The sequence below is a fragment of the Pseudomonas sp. FBCC-B545 genome (genome assembly GCF_059134095.1).
The window spans coordinates 4,630,046-4,644,459 of sequence record NZ_CP101441.1; the positions used below are offsets into that span (position 1 = coordinate 4,630,046).

18 protein-coding genes and 1 tRNA gene are annotated in these 14,414 nt (G+C 59.0%); 10 read left to right on the forward strand and 9 right to left on the reverse strand.

From position 1 onward, the window contains the following. Positions 1-170 precede the first annotated feature (170 nt). The gene (locus tag NMB39_RS21420) at positions 171-575 is read left to right on the forward strand and encodes a ribbon-helix-helix domain-containing protein (RefSeq protein WP_078820595.1); all 405 of its coding nucleotides are present in this window, start codon (positions 171-173) and stop codon (positions 573-575) included. Further along, a complete protein-coding gene (locus NMB39_RS21425; protein ID WP_057022041.1) occupies positions 572-925 on the forward strand; it encodes a type II toxin-antitoxin system RelE/ParE family toxin in 354 nt (117 codons plus the stop codon). Before NMB39_RS21420 ends, NMB39_RS21425 begins: the two co-directional genes overlap by 4 nt. An 18-nt stretch (positions 926-943) precedes the next feature. Here NMB39_RS21425 and NMB39_RS21430 read toward each other — a convergent pair whose 3' ends face one another. Genes NMB39_RS21430 through NMB39_RS21440 form a run of 3 tightly spaced genes read right to left on the reverse strand, consistent with a single transcriptional unit; the run spans position 944 to position 4,550 of the window. After that, entirely contained in the window at positions 944-1,981 is a 1,038-nt protein-coding gene (locus NMB39_RS21430) for a histone deacetylase family protein (RefSeq protein ID WP_494340095.1), read from the reverse strand. A gap of 11 nt (positions 1,982-1,992) precedes the next feature. Then, a complete protein-coding gene (locus NMB39_RS21435; protein ID WP_494340094.1) occupies positions 1,993-3,222 on the reverse strand; it encodes a Zn-dependent hydrolase in 1,230 nt (409 codons plus the stop codon). 11 nt (positions 3,223-3,233) lie between these two features. Further along, entirely contained in the window at positions 3,234-4,550 is a 1,317-nt protein-coding gene (locus NMB39_RS21440) for an MFS transporter (RefSeq protein ID WP_494340093.1), read from the reverse strand. 157 nt (positions 4,551-4,707) lie between these two features. Here NMB39_RS21440 and NMB39_RS21445 point away from each other — a divergent pair, with 157 nt between their 5' ends. The 4 genes from NMB39_RS21445 to NMB39_RS21460 all read left to right on the forward strand — a co-directional run bounded on the left by NMB39_RS21445 (position 4,708) and on the right by NMB39_RS21460 (position 7,825). After that, entirely contained in the window at positions 4,708-5,649 is a 942-nt protein-coding gene (locus NMB39_RS21445) for a LysR family transcriptional regulator (RefSeq protein WP_494340092.1), read from the forward strand. A 105-nt stretch (positions 5,650-5,754) separates the two neighbouring features. After that, positions 5,755-6,069 carry a type II toxin-antitoxin system RelE/ParE family toxin gene (locus NMB39_RS21450; protein WP_046071432.1) on the forward strand — a complete coding sequence of 105 codons (315 nt, stop codon included), beginning with the start codon at positions 5,755-5,757 and terminating at the stop codon, positions 6,067-6,069. Between the two features lie 2 nt (positions 6,070-6,071). After that, positions 6,072-6,359 (forward strand): NadS family protein, encoded by a 288-nt coding sequence (nadS, locus tag NMB39_RS21455; protein WP_003189536.1) that lies wholly within the window; start codon positions 6,072-6,074, stop codon positions 6,357-6,359. 239 nt (positions 6,360-6,598) lie between these two features. Next, a complete protein-coding gene (locus tag NMB39_RS21460) occupies positions 6,599-7,825 on the forward strand; it encodes an MFS transporter (RefSeq protein ID WP_057022034.1) in 1,227 nt (408 codons plus the stop codon). Between the two features lie 74 nt (positions 7,826-7,899). On the opposite strand, the gene NMB39_RS21465 is transcribed toward NMB39_RS21460, so the two are convergent. Further along, positions 7,900-8,151 carry a DUF6124 family protein gene (locus NMB39_RS21465; RefSeq protein ID WP_005786036.1) on the reverse strand — a complete coding sequence of 84 codons (252 nt, stop codon included), beginning with the start codon at positions 8,149-8,151 and terminating at the stop codon, positions 7,900-7,902. Between the two features lie 643 nt (positions 8,152-8,794). Here NMB39_RS21465 and NMB39_RS21470 point away from each other — a divergent pair. Both NMB39_RS21470 and NMB39_RS21475 read left to right on the forward strand, forming a co-directional pair. Further along, positions 8,795-9,034, forward strand: coding sequence for a type II toxin-antitoxin system RelB/DinJ family antitoxin (locus tag NMB39_RS21470; RefSeq protein WP_014717442.1), 240 nt, complete (start codon positions 8,795-8,797; stop codon positions 9,032-9,034). After that, the gene (locus tag NMB39_RS21475) at positions 9,024-9,317 is read left to right on the forward strand and encodes a type II toxin-antitoxin system RelE family toxin (protein WP_057022032.1); all 294 of its coding nucleotides are present in this window, start codon (positions 9,024-9,026) and stop codon (positions 9,315-9,317) included. The genes NMB39_RS21470 and NMB39_RS21475 overlap by 11 nt, the downstream gene beginning before the upstream one ends. 95 nt (positions 9,318-9,412) lie before the next feature. Here NMB39_RS21475 and NMB39_RS21480 read toward each other — a convergent pair. The 5 genes from NMB39_RS21480 to dapA all read right to left on the reverse strand — a co-directional run bounded on the left by NMB39_RS21480 (position 9,413) and on the right by dapA (position 13,101). After that, positions 9,413-9,502, reverse strand: a tRNA-Ser gene (locus tag NMB39_RS21480). Positions 9,503-9,585: 83 nt separating this feature from the next. Further along, positions 9,586-10,299, reverse strand: a complete 714-nt coding sequence (gene purC / locus NMB39_RS21485; RefSeq protein ID WP_005786030.1) for a phosphoribosylaminoimidazolesuccinocarboxamide synthase — start codon at positions 10,297-10,299, stop codon at positions 9,586-9,588. 27 nt (positions 10,300-10,326) lie between these two features. Further along, positions 10,327-11,085, reverse strand: coding sequence for an MBL fold metallo-hydrolase (locus NMB39_RS21490; protein ID WP_056847351.1), 759 nt, complete (start codon positions 11,083-11,085; stop codon positions 10,327-10,329). A 4-nt stretch (positions 11,086-11,089) separates the two neighbouring features. Next, on the reverse strand, positions 11,090-12,205 hold the full coding sequence (gene bamC, locus NMB39_RS21495) for an NlpB/DapX family lipoprotein (RefSeq protein ID WP_057022030.1): 1,116 nt from the start codon (positions 12,203-12,205) through the stop codon (positions 11,090-11,092). 17 nt (positions 12,206-12,222) lie between these two features. After that, positions 12,223-13,101 (reverse strand): 4-hydroxy-tetrahydrodipicolinate synthase, encoded by an 879-nt coding sequence (gene dapA / locus NMB39_RS21500; RefSeq protein WP_046071422.1) that lies wholly within the window; start codon positions 13,099-13,101, stop codon positions 12,223-12,225. Positions 13,102-13,362: 261 nt separating this feature from the next. Here dapA and NMB39_RS21505 point away from each other — a divergent pair, with 261 nt between their 5' ends. Both NMB39_RS21505 and NMB39_RS21510 read left to right on the forward strand, forming a co-directional pair. Then, positions 13,363-13,923, forward strand: a complete 561-nt coding sequence (locus NMB39_RS21505) for a glycine cleavage system transcriptional repressor (protein ID WP_003189463.1) — start codon at positions 13,363-13,365, stop codon at positions 13,921-13,923. Positions 13,924-13,933: 10 nt separating this feature from the next. Further along, positions 13,934-14,407 carry a peroxiredoxin gene (locus tag NMB39_RS21510; protein ID WP_494340091.1) on the forward strand — a complete coding sequence of 158 codons (474 nt, stop codon included), beginning with the start codon at positions 13,934-13,936 and terminating at the stop codon, positions 14,405-14,407. The last annotated feature ends 7 nt before the right edge of the window (positions 14,408-14,414 follow it).

A 14,414-nucleotide genomic window follows, 5' to 3' on the forward strand; every position in this document is an offset into this window, starting at 1 on the left:
TATGGGAGCCGATGGGATGCCATGCAAGCCGGGGCGGCTTTAACGAGCTAATCCTGTTACAGATATCAAGTCATACATTTCAGCAGCTTATCGGCCATCCACGGTCACGCGATCGCCAAAACGGGTCAATACTTGCGGCCTGACCCACACAACTGGAGACGCGGCACCCCATGCAAACCTACCCCTTCTGGATGGACGACGAGACGCCGGAGATCGGCATTGATCAGTTGCTTCTTGCATCGCGCCAATGGTCAAGTAGGATTGAATCCTACTCACTTCTGGCGGACATCCCAATGCGCTCAACCCAGCAAATGAGCATCACTTTGCCCCTTGAAATGGCGGCCCTGGTCAAAGCCAAGGTGGCTGCCGGTGAATATGCCAGCGAAAGCGAAGTGATTCGCGACGGATTGCGGGTGCTGCTGGCACGTGACCGTGCCATGGAAGATTGGCTGAGGGACGAAGTCATCCCGGCAGCGACCGCTCTTGAGGCACAGCCTGAGCTCGGGTTATCTGCAGAACAGGTTCGCGAACATATGGCAGCCAGGCGTCAGCGCAAAGGCATCGGGAACGCGTGAGCTACTCGGTGGTTTTTTCGCCTGAAGTCCTGACGCAACTCGATGCCCTTGAGGATTATATCTGCGATGCCGGCTCCCCCTTGGTAGCGACGCGGTTTATCGACAATCTCGTCAGCTACTGTGACAGCCTCGCCCTGTTCCCCTTGCGTGGCACACGCCGTGACGACCTGCTTACCGACTTGCGCATCACGCACTATCGTCGCAGCACCATCATCGCGTTCAGGGTGAGGCCTGATTGCGAAACGGTGTCGATAGTGGGGGTATTTTATGGCGGGCAAAACTACACGGCGCTGTTCCAGGGTGAGGGGAACGACTGCTCATTGATAGATGAAAAGCCTGCTGAAAACTGATCGGCAGGCTTTTAGCGCTTAATCGCCTGATAGTTTCTCCCAAGCCGCTGGCGCACTGAAAAACGCCTGCGCATTACTGTCCAGCGTCTCCAGGTGATAACCCCCCTCCTGCACGATCAGGCACGGCAGCCCCAGCCCTCGAATGCACTGTCCCAGCCGCGCAAAGCCTTCCCGCGTCACCGCGACCTTGCTTTGCGGGTCCAGCTCATAAATATCGAAACCCAGTGACAACACCAGCACATCCGCCGAAAAGTCCTTCACCGCTGCCAGGGCCAGTTCCAGCTTTTCGAAAAACAGCGCTTCGCTGGCACCATGGGGCATGGGCAGGTTGAGATTGAATCCTAAGCCTGCGCGATCGCCTTTTTCCTCGGCAAAGCCGGCCACCCCTGGATAGAAGTTAGTCGGATCGCCATGGATCGATGCGTAAAGCACGTCATCACGCTGGTAGAAAATCTCCTGGATGCCTTGGCCGTGGTGCATGTCGGTGTCGAGCACCGCGACGCGCTGAAAGCCTTGGCGCAACGCTTGCGCAGCCACCGCCGCGTTATTGATGTAACAGAAGCCACCTGCCGCATCGAAGCGGGCGTGATGACCCGGTGGGCGGCACAAGGCGTAGGCGGCAGGTGCGCCATCGAGGATCGCCTGGGCAGCGGCAACCGCGCTCTGGGCTGACCAATACGCCGAGCGCCAGGTCAGCTCACCGATCGGGCAACTGCCATCGGCCAGGTAACGTGCCGCCTGGGCAAGAATGCCGCGCAGGGCGTTGGGCTCGCGTACAAAGATGTTGGACATGACTTCATCGCCCCAGTCTTCGGGGATTTCCTTCCAGCGCTGGTGAGCCTCCTGGAGAAAATCCAGGTAGGCCGCGCCGTGTACGGCGAGCAGCGGCGCCATGCCGTAGTCGACCGGTTGCTGGATATCAAAGCCCAGCGTTCGCGCAGCCAGCAGCAGGTTGCGCGCACGCTCGGGGACCTCCTGTGGCGTGCGCATCTGGCCACGAGAATAGTAGCTGCGTGGGTGATGCAGCAGTTGTTCGGGGTGAAAGAATGTACGCATAAGAATATTCCTTACTGAACCTGGCCGGCGCGTTTCAACACGGCGTTGAGCAATACATCGGTGCCCTGGCGCACGTCTTCAGGCAAGACGTCTTCGGCTTCGTTGTGGCTCAGGCCACCGACACAGGGGATGAAGATCATCGCAGTCGGGCAATAGCGCGCCAGGTGAATGGCGTCGTGGCCGGCGCCACTGACAATGCTCTGCTGGCTGTAGCCCAGAGCGTCCACCGACGCTTGCACACAGGCCACGCACTCAGCATCGAACGGCGTGGCCAGGCTGATCCAGTGCGGTGTGATGGTCACGCTCAGGCCACGGTTGTCGGCTATCGCCTGCAGGCGCGCGCGCACTTGCTGCTCCATGGCGTCGATATCGGCGTCGCGGTGATGGCGCAGATCCACAGTGAAGTCGAGCACACCAGGAATGGTGTTGCGCGACGACTTGACAATGTTCAGCTCACCCACGGTGGTCAGGCCTTGCGGGGCAAAATCAGCAGCGAGGTTTTCCAGGGCCTGGATCATTTTTGCGGCGCCGTACAACGCGTCTTTGCGCAACGCCATCGGCGTGGTGCCCGCATGGGCTGCCATGCCTTCGACCCGTACATCGAGCCAACGAATCGCCTGGCCGCCGGTCACCACGCCGATGGTTTTGGCGTTGTCTTCCAGGATCGGGCCTTGCTCGATATGCGCTTCGAAATACGCGTCCACCGCCCCACCCAATGCACGCTCACCGTTATAGCCGGTGGTGCGCAACGCCTCGGCCACGCTGACGCCATCACCGTCGGTGGTCGCCAGCGCCTTGTCCAGCGCAAGGGCGCCAGTGAAGACCGCCGAGCCCAGCATCGCCGGGGTGAAACGCGCGCCTTCTTCGTTGGTCCACACCGCAATTTCCAGGGGCTTGCGCGTCTGGATGCCGTGGTCGTCGAGGCTGCGGATCACCTCCAGGCCGGCCAATACGCCGTACACGCCATCGAAGCGCCCGCCTTCGGGCTGGGTATCGAGATGGCTGCCGATCATCACCGCAGCGGCGTCATTGTCGGTACCCGCGCGACGGGCGAACAGGTTGCCGATGGCATCCACGCTCAACGTCAGGCCAGCGGCTTTACACCAGTGACTGAACAGCTCGCGACCGGCCTTGTCTTCGGCGCTCAACGCCAGGCGGCAGCTGCCACCGCGTGCGGTCGCGCCGATCTCGGCCATGGCCATCAGGCTGGCCCACAGGCGCTCGCCATTAATCTTCAACATTGCTGACTTCCTCAACTGTGTGCCATTTCCAGGCGGTGGGCCGTGGCATGGCGGCGGGACAAGGCCAGCACGCACACCAACGAGACCGCCGCGATCACGCTGTAAAACACTGCCATCGGCCACCATTGACCTTGGTACTGATGGGCCAGCCAGGTGCCGATCAACGGTGTCAGGCCACCGGCCAATGCGCCGCATACCTGATAAGCCAGGGAGATCGCGGTGTAGCGCACGCGGGTTTCAAACAGGCCGCTGACAAAACCTGCGATGACGGCGTAGAACGACGCCATGCACACCACCGCCAGGGCAATGCCGAAGATGATCAAAGGCGCCTGGCCGCTGCTGACCAATACGAACATCGGGTACGGCGAGGCTATTGCCAGCACACACATGGCGCACAGAAACCGCGTAGCACCAACCTTCTCCGCCACCCAGGCGGCCAGTGGCTGAACGCAGAACTGGATAATGGCAACAAAGAACAGGCATTCCAGAATCAGCGAGCGCGGCAGGTTCAGTTGCTGAGTGCTGTAGGCAATCATAAAGGTGTTGGTGAAATACACGCCGGCAATCCCCAACGTGTTGGCGCCAATGCACAACAACAGTGGACGCCAAGCAGTCTTCAGCACTTCCAGCACGGGGGCCTGGTCCTTCTTGATCGCCCGCGCTTTTTCCGCCAGGGCTTTGTCTTCGAGGAACTCCGGCGACTCGTTCACACCCAAGCGAATCGCCAGGCCAACGACCAACAACAAGGCGCTGGCCAGAAATGGCAGACGCCAGCCCCAACTGAGCAGGTCGTCTTCGGGCAAACGGGTCACCGCACTGAACGCCAGCAGGGAAAGGATCAAACCCGCCGGGCTACCCAACTGCGCGAAGGACGCAAAGAAGTTACGCCGCCCCTTTGGCGCATGTTCCCCGGCCATCAACACCGCCCCGCCCCACTCGCCACCGACCGCAATACCCTGCACCACTCGCAACAGAATCAGCAGCACCGGCGCGGCAGCACCGATCTGTGCGTAGGTCGGCAACAGGCCAATGCACACCGTGACCACGCCCATCATGACCAGGGTGATCACCAGGGATTTCTTGCGGCCGATACGGTCACCGATATGGCCGAACACGATGCCGCCCAATGGCCGGGCGAAAAAGCCTACGGCGAAAGTGCCGAACGCAGCCATGGTGCTGAACAGCTTATCGTCGGAGGGGAAAAACAGCTGACCGAACACCAGCGCCGCAGCGGTGGCATAGATGTAAAAGTCATACCACTCGATCATCGTGCCGATAAAAGCGGCGGCCGCGGCACGGCGAGGCTGCGGCGAAGCGGAAGGCTTCATGGGGCTGGCTCCTTTGGTTGTTTTTTTGGCAGGAGAAGGTCGAACCGGTGCGCTCTGGTGGCGCTTGTTAAGCCTGATTTTTCGGCTCCAGGCTATGATTAGTCAATTTTCTATTTATTATCTTGATTATAAATCCTGCTTATTATCGAGCGATGCCATGCCCGAATCCCGTCGCGATATTCATCCGCTGCTCAACGACCGCCTGGACTGGAACCTGCTGCGCACCTTTCGCGTGATCGGCCAGGAACTGAGCATCAGCCGCGCCGCCGCGCGCCTGCACCTGACGCAACCCGCCATCAGCCAGGCGCTCAAGCGTCTGGAAGAGCAACTCGACTGCCAGCTCATCGTGCGCCGTGGCCCGCGCTTCGTGCTCACCGAGGCCGGTGAACAGATCTTCGCGATCGCCGGCGAGATGTACGGCCAGGTGTCGCAGATGAGCAACGCCGTGCAAAAGCCCGGTGATGAAGTGATCGGCAAGGTGCGCTTGCTGATGATCAGCCGGATTAATTCCGACACCTTCGATGACTTTCTCGCAGGCTTTCATCGTGAACATCCGCGGGTCGATCTGGAAGTCGAAGTAATGCGCAGCTCCGACATCGTCGCCGCCTTGCTGGAAAAAACCGCGACCCTGGGGTTGAGCCTCAATCGTCGGCCTCAGCCGCGCCTGGAACAGCACCTGTTTCTGCGTCAGCGCTACGCGTTCTTTTGCGGAAAACATCACCCATTGTTCGGGCGCACAAACCTGGCCGAGGGGGATTTGCAGTCGGAAAACTTCGTGAGTTTTACCAGCGACCAGATTGGCGGGATGCTCTCGCCGCTGACGATTTTCCGTGATCAGCAAGGCTTCGGTGGGCGGATCGTGGCGTCATCCTCCAGCCTGGAAGAAGTGCGGCGTTTGGTGATTGCCGGGTTTGGTTTGGGTTGCTTACCGACTCATGTGGTGGCGGACGATGTGAAAAACGGGCTGCTGTGGCGGTTGCCGCCGGATGAGGGGATTGCGGATGTGGATATTCACCTGTTGTGGAATCGCGAGCAGAAGATGAGCCGGGCGGAGGGGGTGTTTATTGAGTGTCTTTTGGGGCGGTTGGCCGACGTATAATTGACCACATCCTGCGTGTCAAAAAGCAGTTACAACTCACTGAATGCACGTCGAAGCACACACGGCTAGGATTGCAGCCAACTAAGCCAATGGCGTACATTAGCGATGATTTTCATAGAGACGTCAGTCTTCACCCGTCGCGTTAAAGAATTGATCGACGAGGATGCCTACATGGCTCTTCAGAACGTGCTGGTAGTCAACCCTTCTGCTGGCGATGTGATTGAGGGTACGGGCGGAGTTCGCAAGATACGAGTAGCAGCCAAAGGCCATGGCAAACGAGGCGGGGCGCGGGTGATCTATTACCATTTCGTCTCGGCATCACAGATTGTTTTACTGATGATCTATCCCAAAAATGAACAGCAGGACTTGACTGCCGTAGAGCGCAAGTCACTGAAGGCTGCGATTGAGCACTGGAGATAGCTATGAGCAGATTTTTTGATGAACTGATGGAAAGCGTTCAAGAGATGAACGAGATCCTGCGCGGAGAACGCGAACCTTCTCGTGAGTTCCATGTTGATTCTATGCGAGTCAAAGAGATCCGTAAGGCGACAGGGCTAACCCAGGCTAAATTCGCAGCGCTGATTGATGTGCAACTTGGCACGTTACGGAACTGGGAGCAGGGTCGTCGTGAGCCTACCGGACCAGCAAAGGCATTGTTGAAAGCTATCCATAATGACCCAGTCCATGTACTGAATGCGTTGGCTAGCTAAAATAAGACTCCACCGCTGCGCCTTAAACATCGTCATACCCAGAAAAGCCCGGATTTGACTCAGCGACGGGCTTTTTCGTTTGTGCGGCAGATTCAAGGCTCTTTAAAATCTCACATCGATAGCACTGATGATTACTATCGAAACGAGCGCCTGAACGATTGCCGCCACTGATTCCTATAATCGCTCCAAATTCCCTCCTCGCCTGGCTTCAGGCGACATTCCTCCCGGAACCCAATCCCATGCCAAGCGCGAGCCAGGCCCCTAGCGGGCTTCCCGAACATAATCAACAAAGCGTCAAACAGCAGTGGCTGGCGATTCTTTCGGTCGCCGTGGGTGCCTTCGCCCTGGTGACCAGTGAATTCCTGCCGGTGGGCGTGCTCAACGACGTCGCCAGCGACCTGGGCATCAGTGCCGGTCACGCCGGGTTGATGGTCACATTGCCCGGCATCATGGCCGCCCTCGCCGCGCCGTTTCTGTCGGTCAGCATTGGTGCCATGGACCGTCGCTACCTGCTGATCGGCCTGACACTGGTGATGATCATCGCCAACTCGGTGGTGGCCTTTGCCACCGATTTCAGCCTGCTACTGTTCGGCCGCGTATTGCTCGGCATCAGTATCGGCGGCTTCTGGGCCACAGCCATTGCCCTCAGCGGGCGGCTGGCGCCCAAGGGCGTTGGGGTTGCGAAAGCAACGTCGATCATCATGATGGGCGTGACCCTGGCCACCGTCTTGGGCGTGCCGGTGGGTACATGGCTCAGCGGCCTGATGGGCTGGCGCATGACCTTCCTGGTTACTGCGCTGGTGGGTATTCCGGTGCTGTTGGCGCAGATTTTCCTGCTGCCACGACTGACCCCGGAAAAGGCCATTGAGATTCGTGACTTGCCAGCGTTGTTTATCAACCCACAGGCGCGAGTCGGCTTGATCGCTGTATTGCTGATCGGCCTGGCGCACTTTGCTGCGTATACCTATGTCGCGCCCTTCTTCAAAAACAGCTCCGGCTTTGACGGCCCGACGATTGGCTCGTTGCTGCTGCTTTATGGCGTAGCCGGGGTAATGGGCAATGTTTTTGCCGGTTTCGCCGCTAACCGCAGTGTACGTCACACCCTGCTGCTGGTTGCTCTGATGATTGGTACCAGCACCGCACTGTTCCCCTACTTCGCCACCGGCCTTTCCGGCGCCTCGATGTTGATCGCACTCTGGGGTTTCGCCTTCGGCGCCTTCCCAGCCTGCGCCAGTATCTGGATGTTTGTGGTGGCGCCCAAGGATGTAGAGCGCGGCATGCCACTGTTCGTGGCGCTGTTTCAGGTGATCATTGCCTTGGGCTCGTTCTTTGGCGGGCGTATTGTCGACCAACTGGGCAGCTCGGTGTTGTTGAGCCTGGCCACGGTACTGGTGGGGTGTGGGTTTGTGACGGTGCTGGTGTTGGGGCGCAAGGTCAGTAATAACCTGGTGGCACAGCCCGCCTGACCAGACTGCATTTCGCAAAAAAGCCTGCTGAGCGCTGAGTTCAGCAGGCTTTTTTCGTTTCAGGGAGCAGGTACTTATTTGGCCGTGGGGAAATCACGCTCGAGGACGGCGTCCACCAGCATTTGCGCGTTTTCGATCAATTGAGCCAGGGCCATGATCACGGGCGACTGCGTGCTGTCTGGATCTTCGGCGCATTGGTAGGCGGTTTGAAGGGCGGATGAGAGGATTTCGGTGGCGTTGGTGAGGGCTTCTTCGGTGCCGACATCTGCACCTACATGGAATATTTTGCGAGGGGAAAATTCGGAATCAGAATCGAGATTGCTCATTGTGTAGCTCCTGCATGCAATGGGAGCTGCCACATCCCGCTGTCAAACAGAATCAGGTGGCAGCTATGCGCGGGTTGACAGACCGGTATACAGGACCCGGCGCACCCGAAGATGCCCCACGCACAGCCGCCATAAAACGACGTCACAGCAGAAAAGCCTGTAATCGCATGGAGGTCGTACACCTGTAAATCAGTCTGTCAAAACCGGTCGCCATGAGGGCGACGGCGAAAGGTTAGCGCCCTGCCCCAGCCAACGCAACCCTGCTGGAAAACTGTCGAACCGGCACAACGTAAGCACCTGTTTCGGAAAAGCTTGGTAACCAGAATCCCCACCGGGAACCTTGTGTGCATAAGCCTGCGAGTTAGTCTCAAAAAGCTCGCCGCCGTGGCGACATACTGTCAAAGGTTCTGAAATGCCAACGAGATATCGCGATGCGGTCACAGGTGAATACGTAACCGAGCAAGAGGCGAAGAAAAGACCAAGGGAAACAGTGAAGGAAACCGATAAAAAGCGCCCGGCAAAGCCGACGGCCAAGAAGTAGGATCAACAGATGAGAGCGACTGCCGTATGTCCAGACAGACTTGCCAATGAAACCCGATTGCCCCAATGTAATGACCAACGTCATTACACAAGGAGCTATCCCTTGGCATCTATCAACATCCGTATCGATGACGACCTGAAAGCTCGCGCCTACCTTGAGTTGGAGAAACTCGGTGTCACCCCTTCCGAACTGATACGTCAGGCGTTGCAATATGTTGCCGAACGCGGCCAGTTGCCATTTAAGCCTGTCCTCATGACTGAAGAGGATGAAGCCTTGATGGCGACCGTACGTGAGCGCCTTGCGTCGCCTCAACGCGTGAGGGTTTCTTTGGATGACCTATAGCCTTGATTTTGATGCGCGTGCATTGAAGGAATGGCAGAAACTCGGCGACACCCTCCGTCAGCAACTCAAGAAGAAGCTGATGGAAATCCTGAACAACCCACGTATTGAGGCTAACCGCCTACATGGTCTGCCTGACTGCTACAAGATCAAACTGCGTAGTAGCGGGTACAGGCTGGTCTATCAAGTGATAGATCAGGAAGTTACCGTGTTCGTGGTCGCTATTGATAAACGTGAACGAGATCAGGCTTATCGCAAAGCGTCTGAGCGCCTTGATCAGCGCTAGGCAGGACTGGAAAAAATCACTGAAGCAGTCGTAGATAAAGGCTGGAAACGAAAAAGCCCCGCAGCTTATTCAGCTACGGGGCTTTCTCTATGTAATGGCGGAGAGATAGGGATTCGAACCCTAGGTACCGGTGAAGGTACAACGGATTTCGAATCCGTCCCATTCGGCCACTCTGGCATCTCTCCAACGGCGCGCATCATAACAGTGTGTTTCGCGGAAGCAAACCCCAAAGGTGATTTTTTTCCGTGCTATCAGATGCTTGCGTCGGTTACAGCGGTACGCCGAGACGATTGGCGACTTCTTCGTAGGCTTCGATCACATCACCGAGGCCCTGGCGGAAGCGGTCTTTGTCCATCTTCTTCTTGGTGTCCTTGTCCCACAGGCGGCAACCGTCCGGGCTGAATTCGTCGCCCAGGACGATGGAGCCGTCGTGGAACACGCCGAATTCCAGCTTGAAATCCACCAGCAACAGGCCTGCGTCGTCGAACAGCTTGGTCAGCACATCGTTGACCTTAAGGGACAACTCCTTCATGCGCGCCAGTTGTTCAGCGGTACCCCAGCCGAAGGCCACGACGTGGGATTCGTTGATGAACGGGTCGCCCTTGGCGTCGTCCTTCAGGAACAGTTCGAAGGTGTAGGGGTTGAGCTTAAGGCCCTCTTCCACACCCAGGCGCTTGACCAGGCTGCCGGCGGCGTAGTTACGCACGACGCATTCCACCGGGATCATGTCGAGCTTCTTGACCAGGCACTCGTTGTCGCCCAGCAGTTTGTCGAATTGGGTCGGGATGCCGGCCGCTTCGAGTTTCTGCATGATGAAGGCGTTGAACTTGTTGTTCACCATGCCTTTGCGATCAAGCTGTTCGATGCGCTTGCCGTCGAACGCCGAGGTGTCGTTGCGAAACAGCAGGATCAGGCGGTTGGCGTCGTCGGTCTTGTACACCGACTTGGCTTTGCCGCGGTAGAGTTCTTCACGTTTTTCCATGATGGGCTCCGCTTTGAGTAAGGTGGGCTAGGCGATGTGTCGCCAGTCGAGCCCTGAATCTTGATCGGCCAGTTGCAGCCAGTCCGGGTCGCACCCAAGGGTGTCGACAAAGCATTGCCGGGCAAGCGTCGGCAGGTTGTTCTTGCTGCTCAGATGGGCCAGGACCAGGTGTTGCAGGTCTTGCCAGCCCAACTCATACACCAGGTACGCCGCCTGGTGGTTGTTCAGATGTCCCAGCTCGCCACCCACCCGCTGCTTGAGGAAGTAGGGGTAATGACCGCGCGCCAGCAGGTCTCGGCAGTGATTGGATTCGATCATCAAGGCATCGAGGTCCCGGTAACCGTCCAGCACCTTGGCGCAGTAGGAACCCAGGTCGGTCAGCACGCCGAAACGCCGCTGACCGCCACTGAATACGTACTGCGTCGGCTCCAGGGCATCGTGAGCGACCGCAATGACATCGATGCTCAGGGCACCGACTTGCAGTTGCTCGCCACCAGCCAGGAAGCCTGCGGGTTCAATGGGTTTGCGCATCCCGCGCAGCGTGCCACGACTCAAGTACACCGGAAGATTGTAGCGCCGAGACAGCAAACCCACGCCATGCACATGGTCGGCATGTTCGTGGGTCACCACAATTGCGCTCAGCTGCGCGGGGTGAACCCCCAGGCGCAGCAGGCGCCGCTCGGTTTCCCGCAGGGAGAAACCACAATCGACCAGCACATACGTGTCGTCATGGGCGACCAGCGTACCGTTCCCTTGGCTACCGCTGCCGAGAACGGCAAAACGCACCGGATCAGCCCAGGTTGTCTTGAATCACGCCCAACACTTTGCGCGCTGTTTCAGCCGGCGCGACGGTGTTGATGTTCTTCTCGACGGTGACTTGCACGCTTTCGCCAACCTTGCTCAAACGAACCTGGTAACGCTCGGCGCGGGTTTCGACCTCTTCCTTGGTCGGCGTGCTGCCGAACAGTTTGCCGAAGAAACCTGGCTCGTCGTCTTTCTTCTCGGCCTTTTCAGCCACGTTGATGTAGTACAGGCCCAGGCTGCGGTTGATGTCTTCAACGCGCCAAGGGCCCTGCTCCAATGCACGGCCAACACTGGCCCAGGCACGGTCGAGGTCTTCACCCAGGTTCAGCACCACGTTACCGCTGCCGTCTTCGGTGAGGCTGACGCGGTTAGGCGTGTCGTAGTCACGGGCGGCGAGCAGGGAAACGGAACCGCCCTTCTCGGAGATACGGCTCATGCTGGCGAGCATCTCGTCGACCAGCGCGGCATCGACGCCGGTGTTGACCGAACGCGGGGTGAAATCAACATTGGCAGTGCTGCCGGCAGGACGCTCGGCGCTGACCACATAGACTTCACTGGTATTGCGCTGCACGCCTGGCTCGATGCGTACCCGCACACGGGCTTCGCTGTCGGCGGCTACACCGCCAGCCAACAGGCGCTGGGCCATGTTCGCGGACAGCTCGCGACCTTGCTGCCACGCCGTGGTGAACTCACCGGTCTGCGGGCGTTGCTGGTCGATGCGAAAACCGTTGTCCTGGAAGAACTGCACCGCCACCGGCCAGACTTCGGCGGGTGGGCGCTGGGCCACGATCCAGCGGTTGTCGCCGCTTTTCTGCAGGCTGTAGTCGCTGGCATCCGCCACTGCGGTAATCGGCTGTGGACGCGGTACCACGTACTCGCCCTTGACGGTGTCGTCGGCTACGTTGCGCGGAATCGGCAGCAACGGGTCAAGGCGCTTGGCGACATTGACGTCAGGCGGCAGTTGCATCGGTTTGGTTGCTTGCGCTTCCAGGTAATCGCTGCCGCGGTCACGGAAGTAGCCTTCCGGGCCCCATACCCAACCGCAGCCACTGGTGCTGGAGATAATCAAGGCAAGTGCGGAAAGTCCGGCCAATCGCTTCATGCGTAGTGCTTCCTCAATTAAACCAGGACGCCGGACTGGCGCAGGGCCTGTCGCAGCGGTTCGTGACAGGCTTCGCTGAGCCGGGTGAGCGGCAGACGGATACCGTCCGGCATCAGGCCCATCTCAGTCAGCGCCCATTTCACGGGAATAGGATTGGATTCGATAAACAGTGTCTTGTTGAGCGGCATCAGCTTCTCGTGGATCGCACGGGCCGTCGCGGCATCGCCGGCGATGGCGGCGGCGCACATGTCGCTCATGGCACGCGGGGCCACGTTGGCGGTCACGGAAATGTTGCCCTTGCCGCCCAGCAGGATCAGCTCGACAGCGGTGGCGTCGTCACCGGAATACACCAGGAAGTCGCTGCTCACGCCGGCCAGGATGTCCTTGGCACGCTGCAGGTCGCCGGTGGCTTCCTTGATGCCGATGATGTTCGGCACGGTGGACAGGCGGATCACGGTCTCGGCCTTCATATCGCACGCGGTGCGACCCGGTACGTTATAGAGGATCTGCGGGATGTCGACCGCTTCGGCGATGGTCTTGAAGTGCTGGTACAGGCCTTCCTGGGTCGGCTTGTTGTAATACGGCGTGACCAGCAGGCAAGCGTCGGCGCCGGCTTTCTTGGCGTTGCGGGTCAGCTCGATCGCTTCACGCGTGGAGTTGGCGCCCGTTCCCGCAATCACGTGGATACGGCCCGCGACGCGCTTGACCACGAACTCGATCACCTGGATGTGCTCTTCCACATCAAGGGTGGCCGATTCACCTGTGGTGCCGACCGCCACGATAGCGTTGGTGCCCTCTTGCAGGTGGAAGTCCACCAGTTTGCCCAGGCTATCCCAGTCGAGACGACCTTGTGCATCCATGGGTGTGACCAGTGCCACCATACTGCCCGCAATCATGCAACCGCTCCTGCCGGAAAAAGAGAGCCGTAATGGTACTGGCGCCAAGATGCTTGTACAAGCGAAGTACCGCGTGAGGATGCGTTCTGGACCAACTAAACGTCGGGCAATGCCATCATTGGGCCAAAGCACTGCCGCAAGCCGACCGATCACACAATGAAAACGCCACCTCCTAGCCCTTGGCGACGGTTTTCGCTACCCTTCATCCTTTGATCGATACGGCCACACGGTATCGACCGCTCATCGCTTTAGGAAGGCTGCATGTCCACCCCCACAGTTCGCGAACAATTCCTTGTTATCAGTGCCCTCGGCGCCAACCCCATGGAGCTGACCAACGTCCTGTGCCGCGCCAGCCATGAGAACCGCTGCGCCGTCGTGACCTCGCGCCTGACCCGCCACGGCGAGTGCAGTGCGCTGGTATTGCAGATCTCCGGCTCCTGGGACGCCTTGGCGCGTCTGGAAACCGGCCTGCCGGGCCTGGCCAAGAAACACGACTTCACCGTCAATGTGGTGCGCAGCGCCGCCCTGGAAAATCGCCCGCAGGCCCTGCCTTATGTGGCGTACGTCAGCTCGGCCTACCGCTCGGACATTGTCAACGAGTTGTGCCAGTTCTTCATCGACCACAACGTCGAGCTGGAAAACCTGACCTGCGATACCTACCAGGCGCCACAGACCGGCGGCACCATGCTCAACGCCACGTTCACCGTGACCCTGCCGGCCGGCGTGCAGATCAGCTGGTTGCGCGACCAGTTTCTGGACTTCGCCGATGCCCTGAACCTCGACGCCTTGATCGAGCCATGGCGCCCACAGAACCCAATGTAAGGAAACACCCATGCCGGTAGCCATCGACAAACCCGTGGCCGATTTCGAAGCCCAGGCCACCAGCGGCCAGACTTTCAGCCTCGCGGCCCTCAAGGGCAAGCAAGTGGTGATCTACTTCTACCCGAAGGACAGCACCCCAGGCTGCACCACCGAAGGCCAGGGTTTTCGTGACCAGTACGCAGCGTTCAGGGCCGCCAACACCGAGGTGTTTGGTGTGTCGCGTGACAGCGTGAAGTCCCACGAAAACTTCAAGGGCAAGCAGGAATTCCCCTTCGAGCTGATCAGCGATAAAGACGAGGCGGTTTGCCAGCTGTTCGATGTGATCAAGCTGAAGAAGCTGTACGGCAAGGAATACCTGGGCGTGGATCGCAGCACCTTCCTGATCGACAGCGAAGGCGTGCTGCGTCAGGAATGGCGGGGCGTGAAGGTACCGGGACATGTGGATGCGGTCCTGGCCGCGGCGCAGGCACTGAACAAGGCCTGATCTTGCG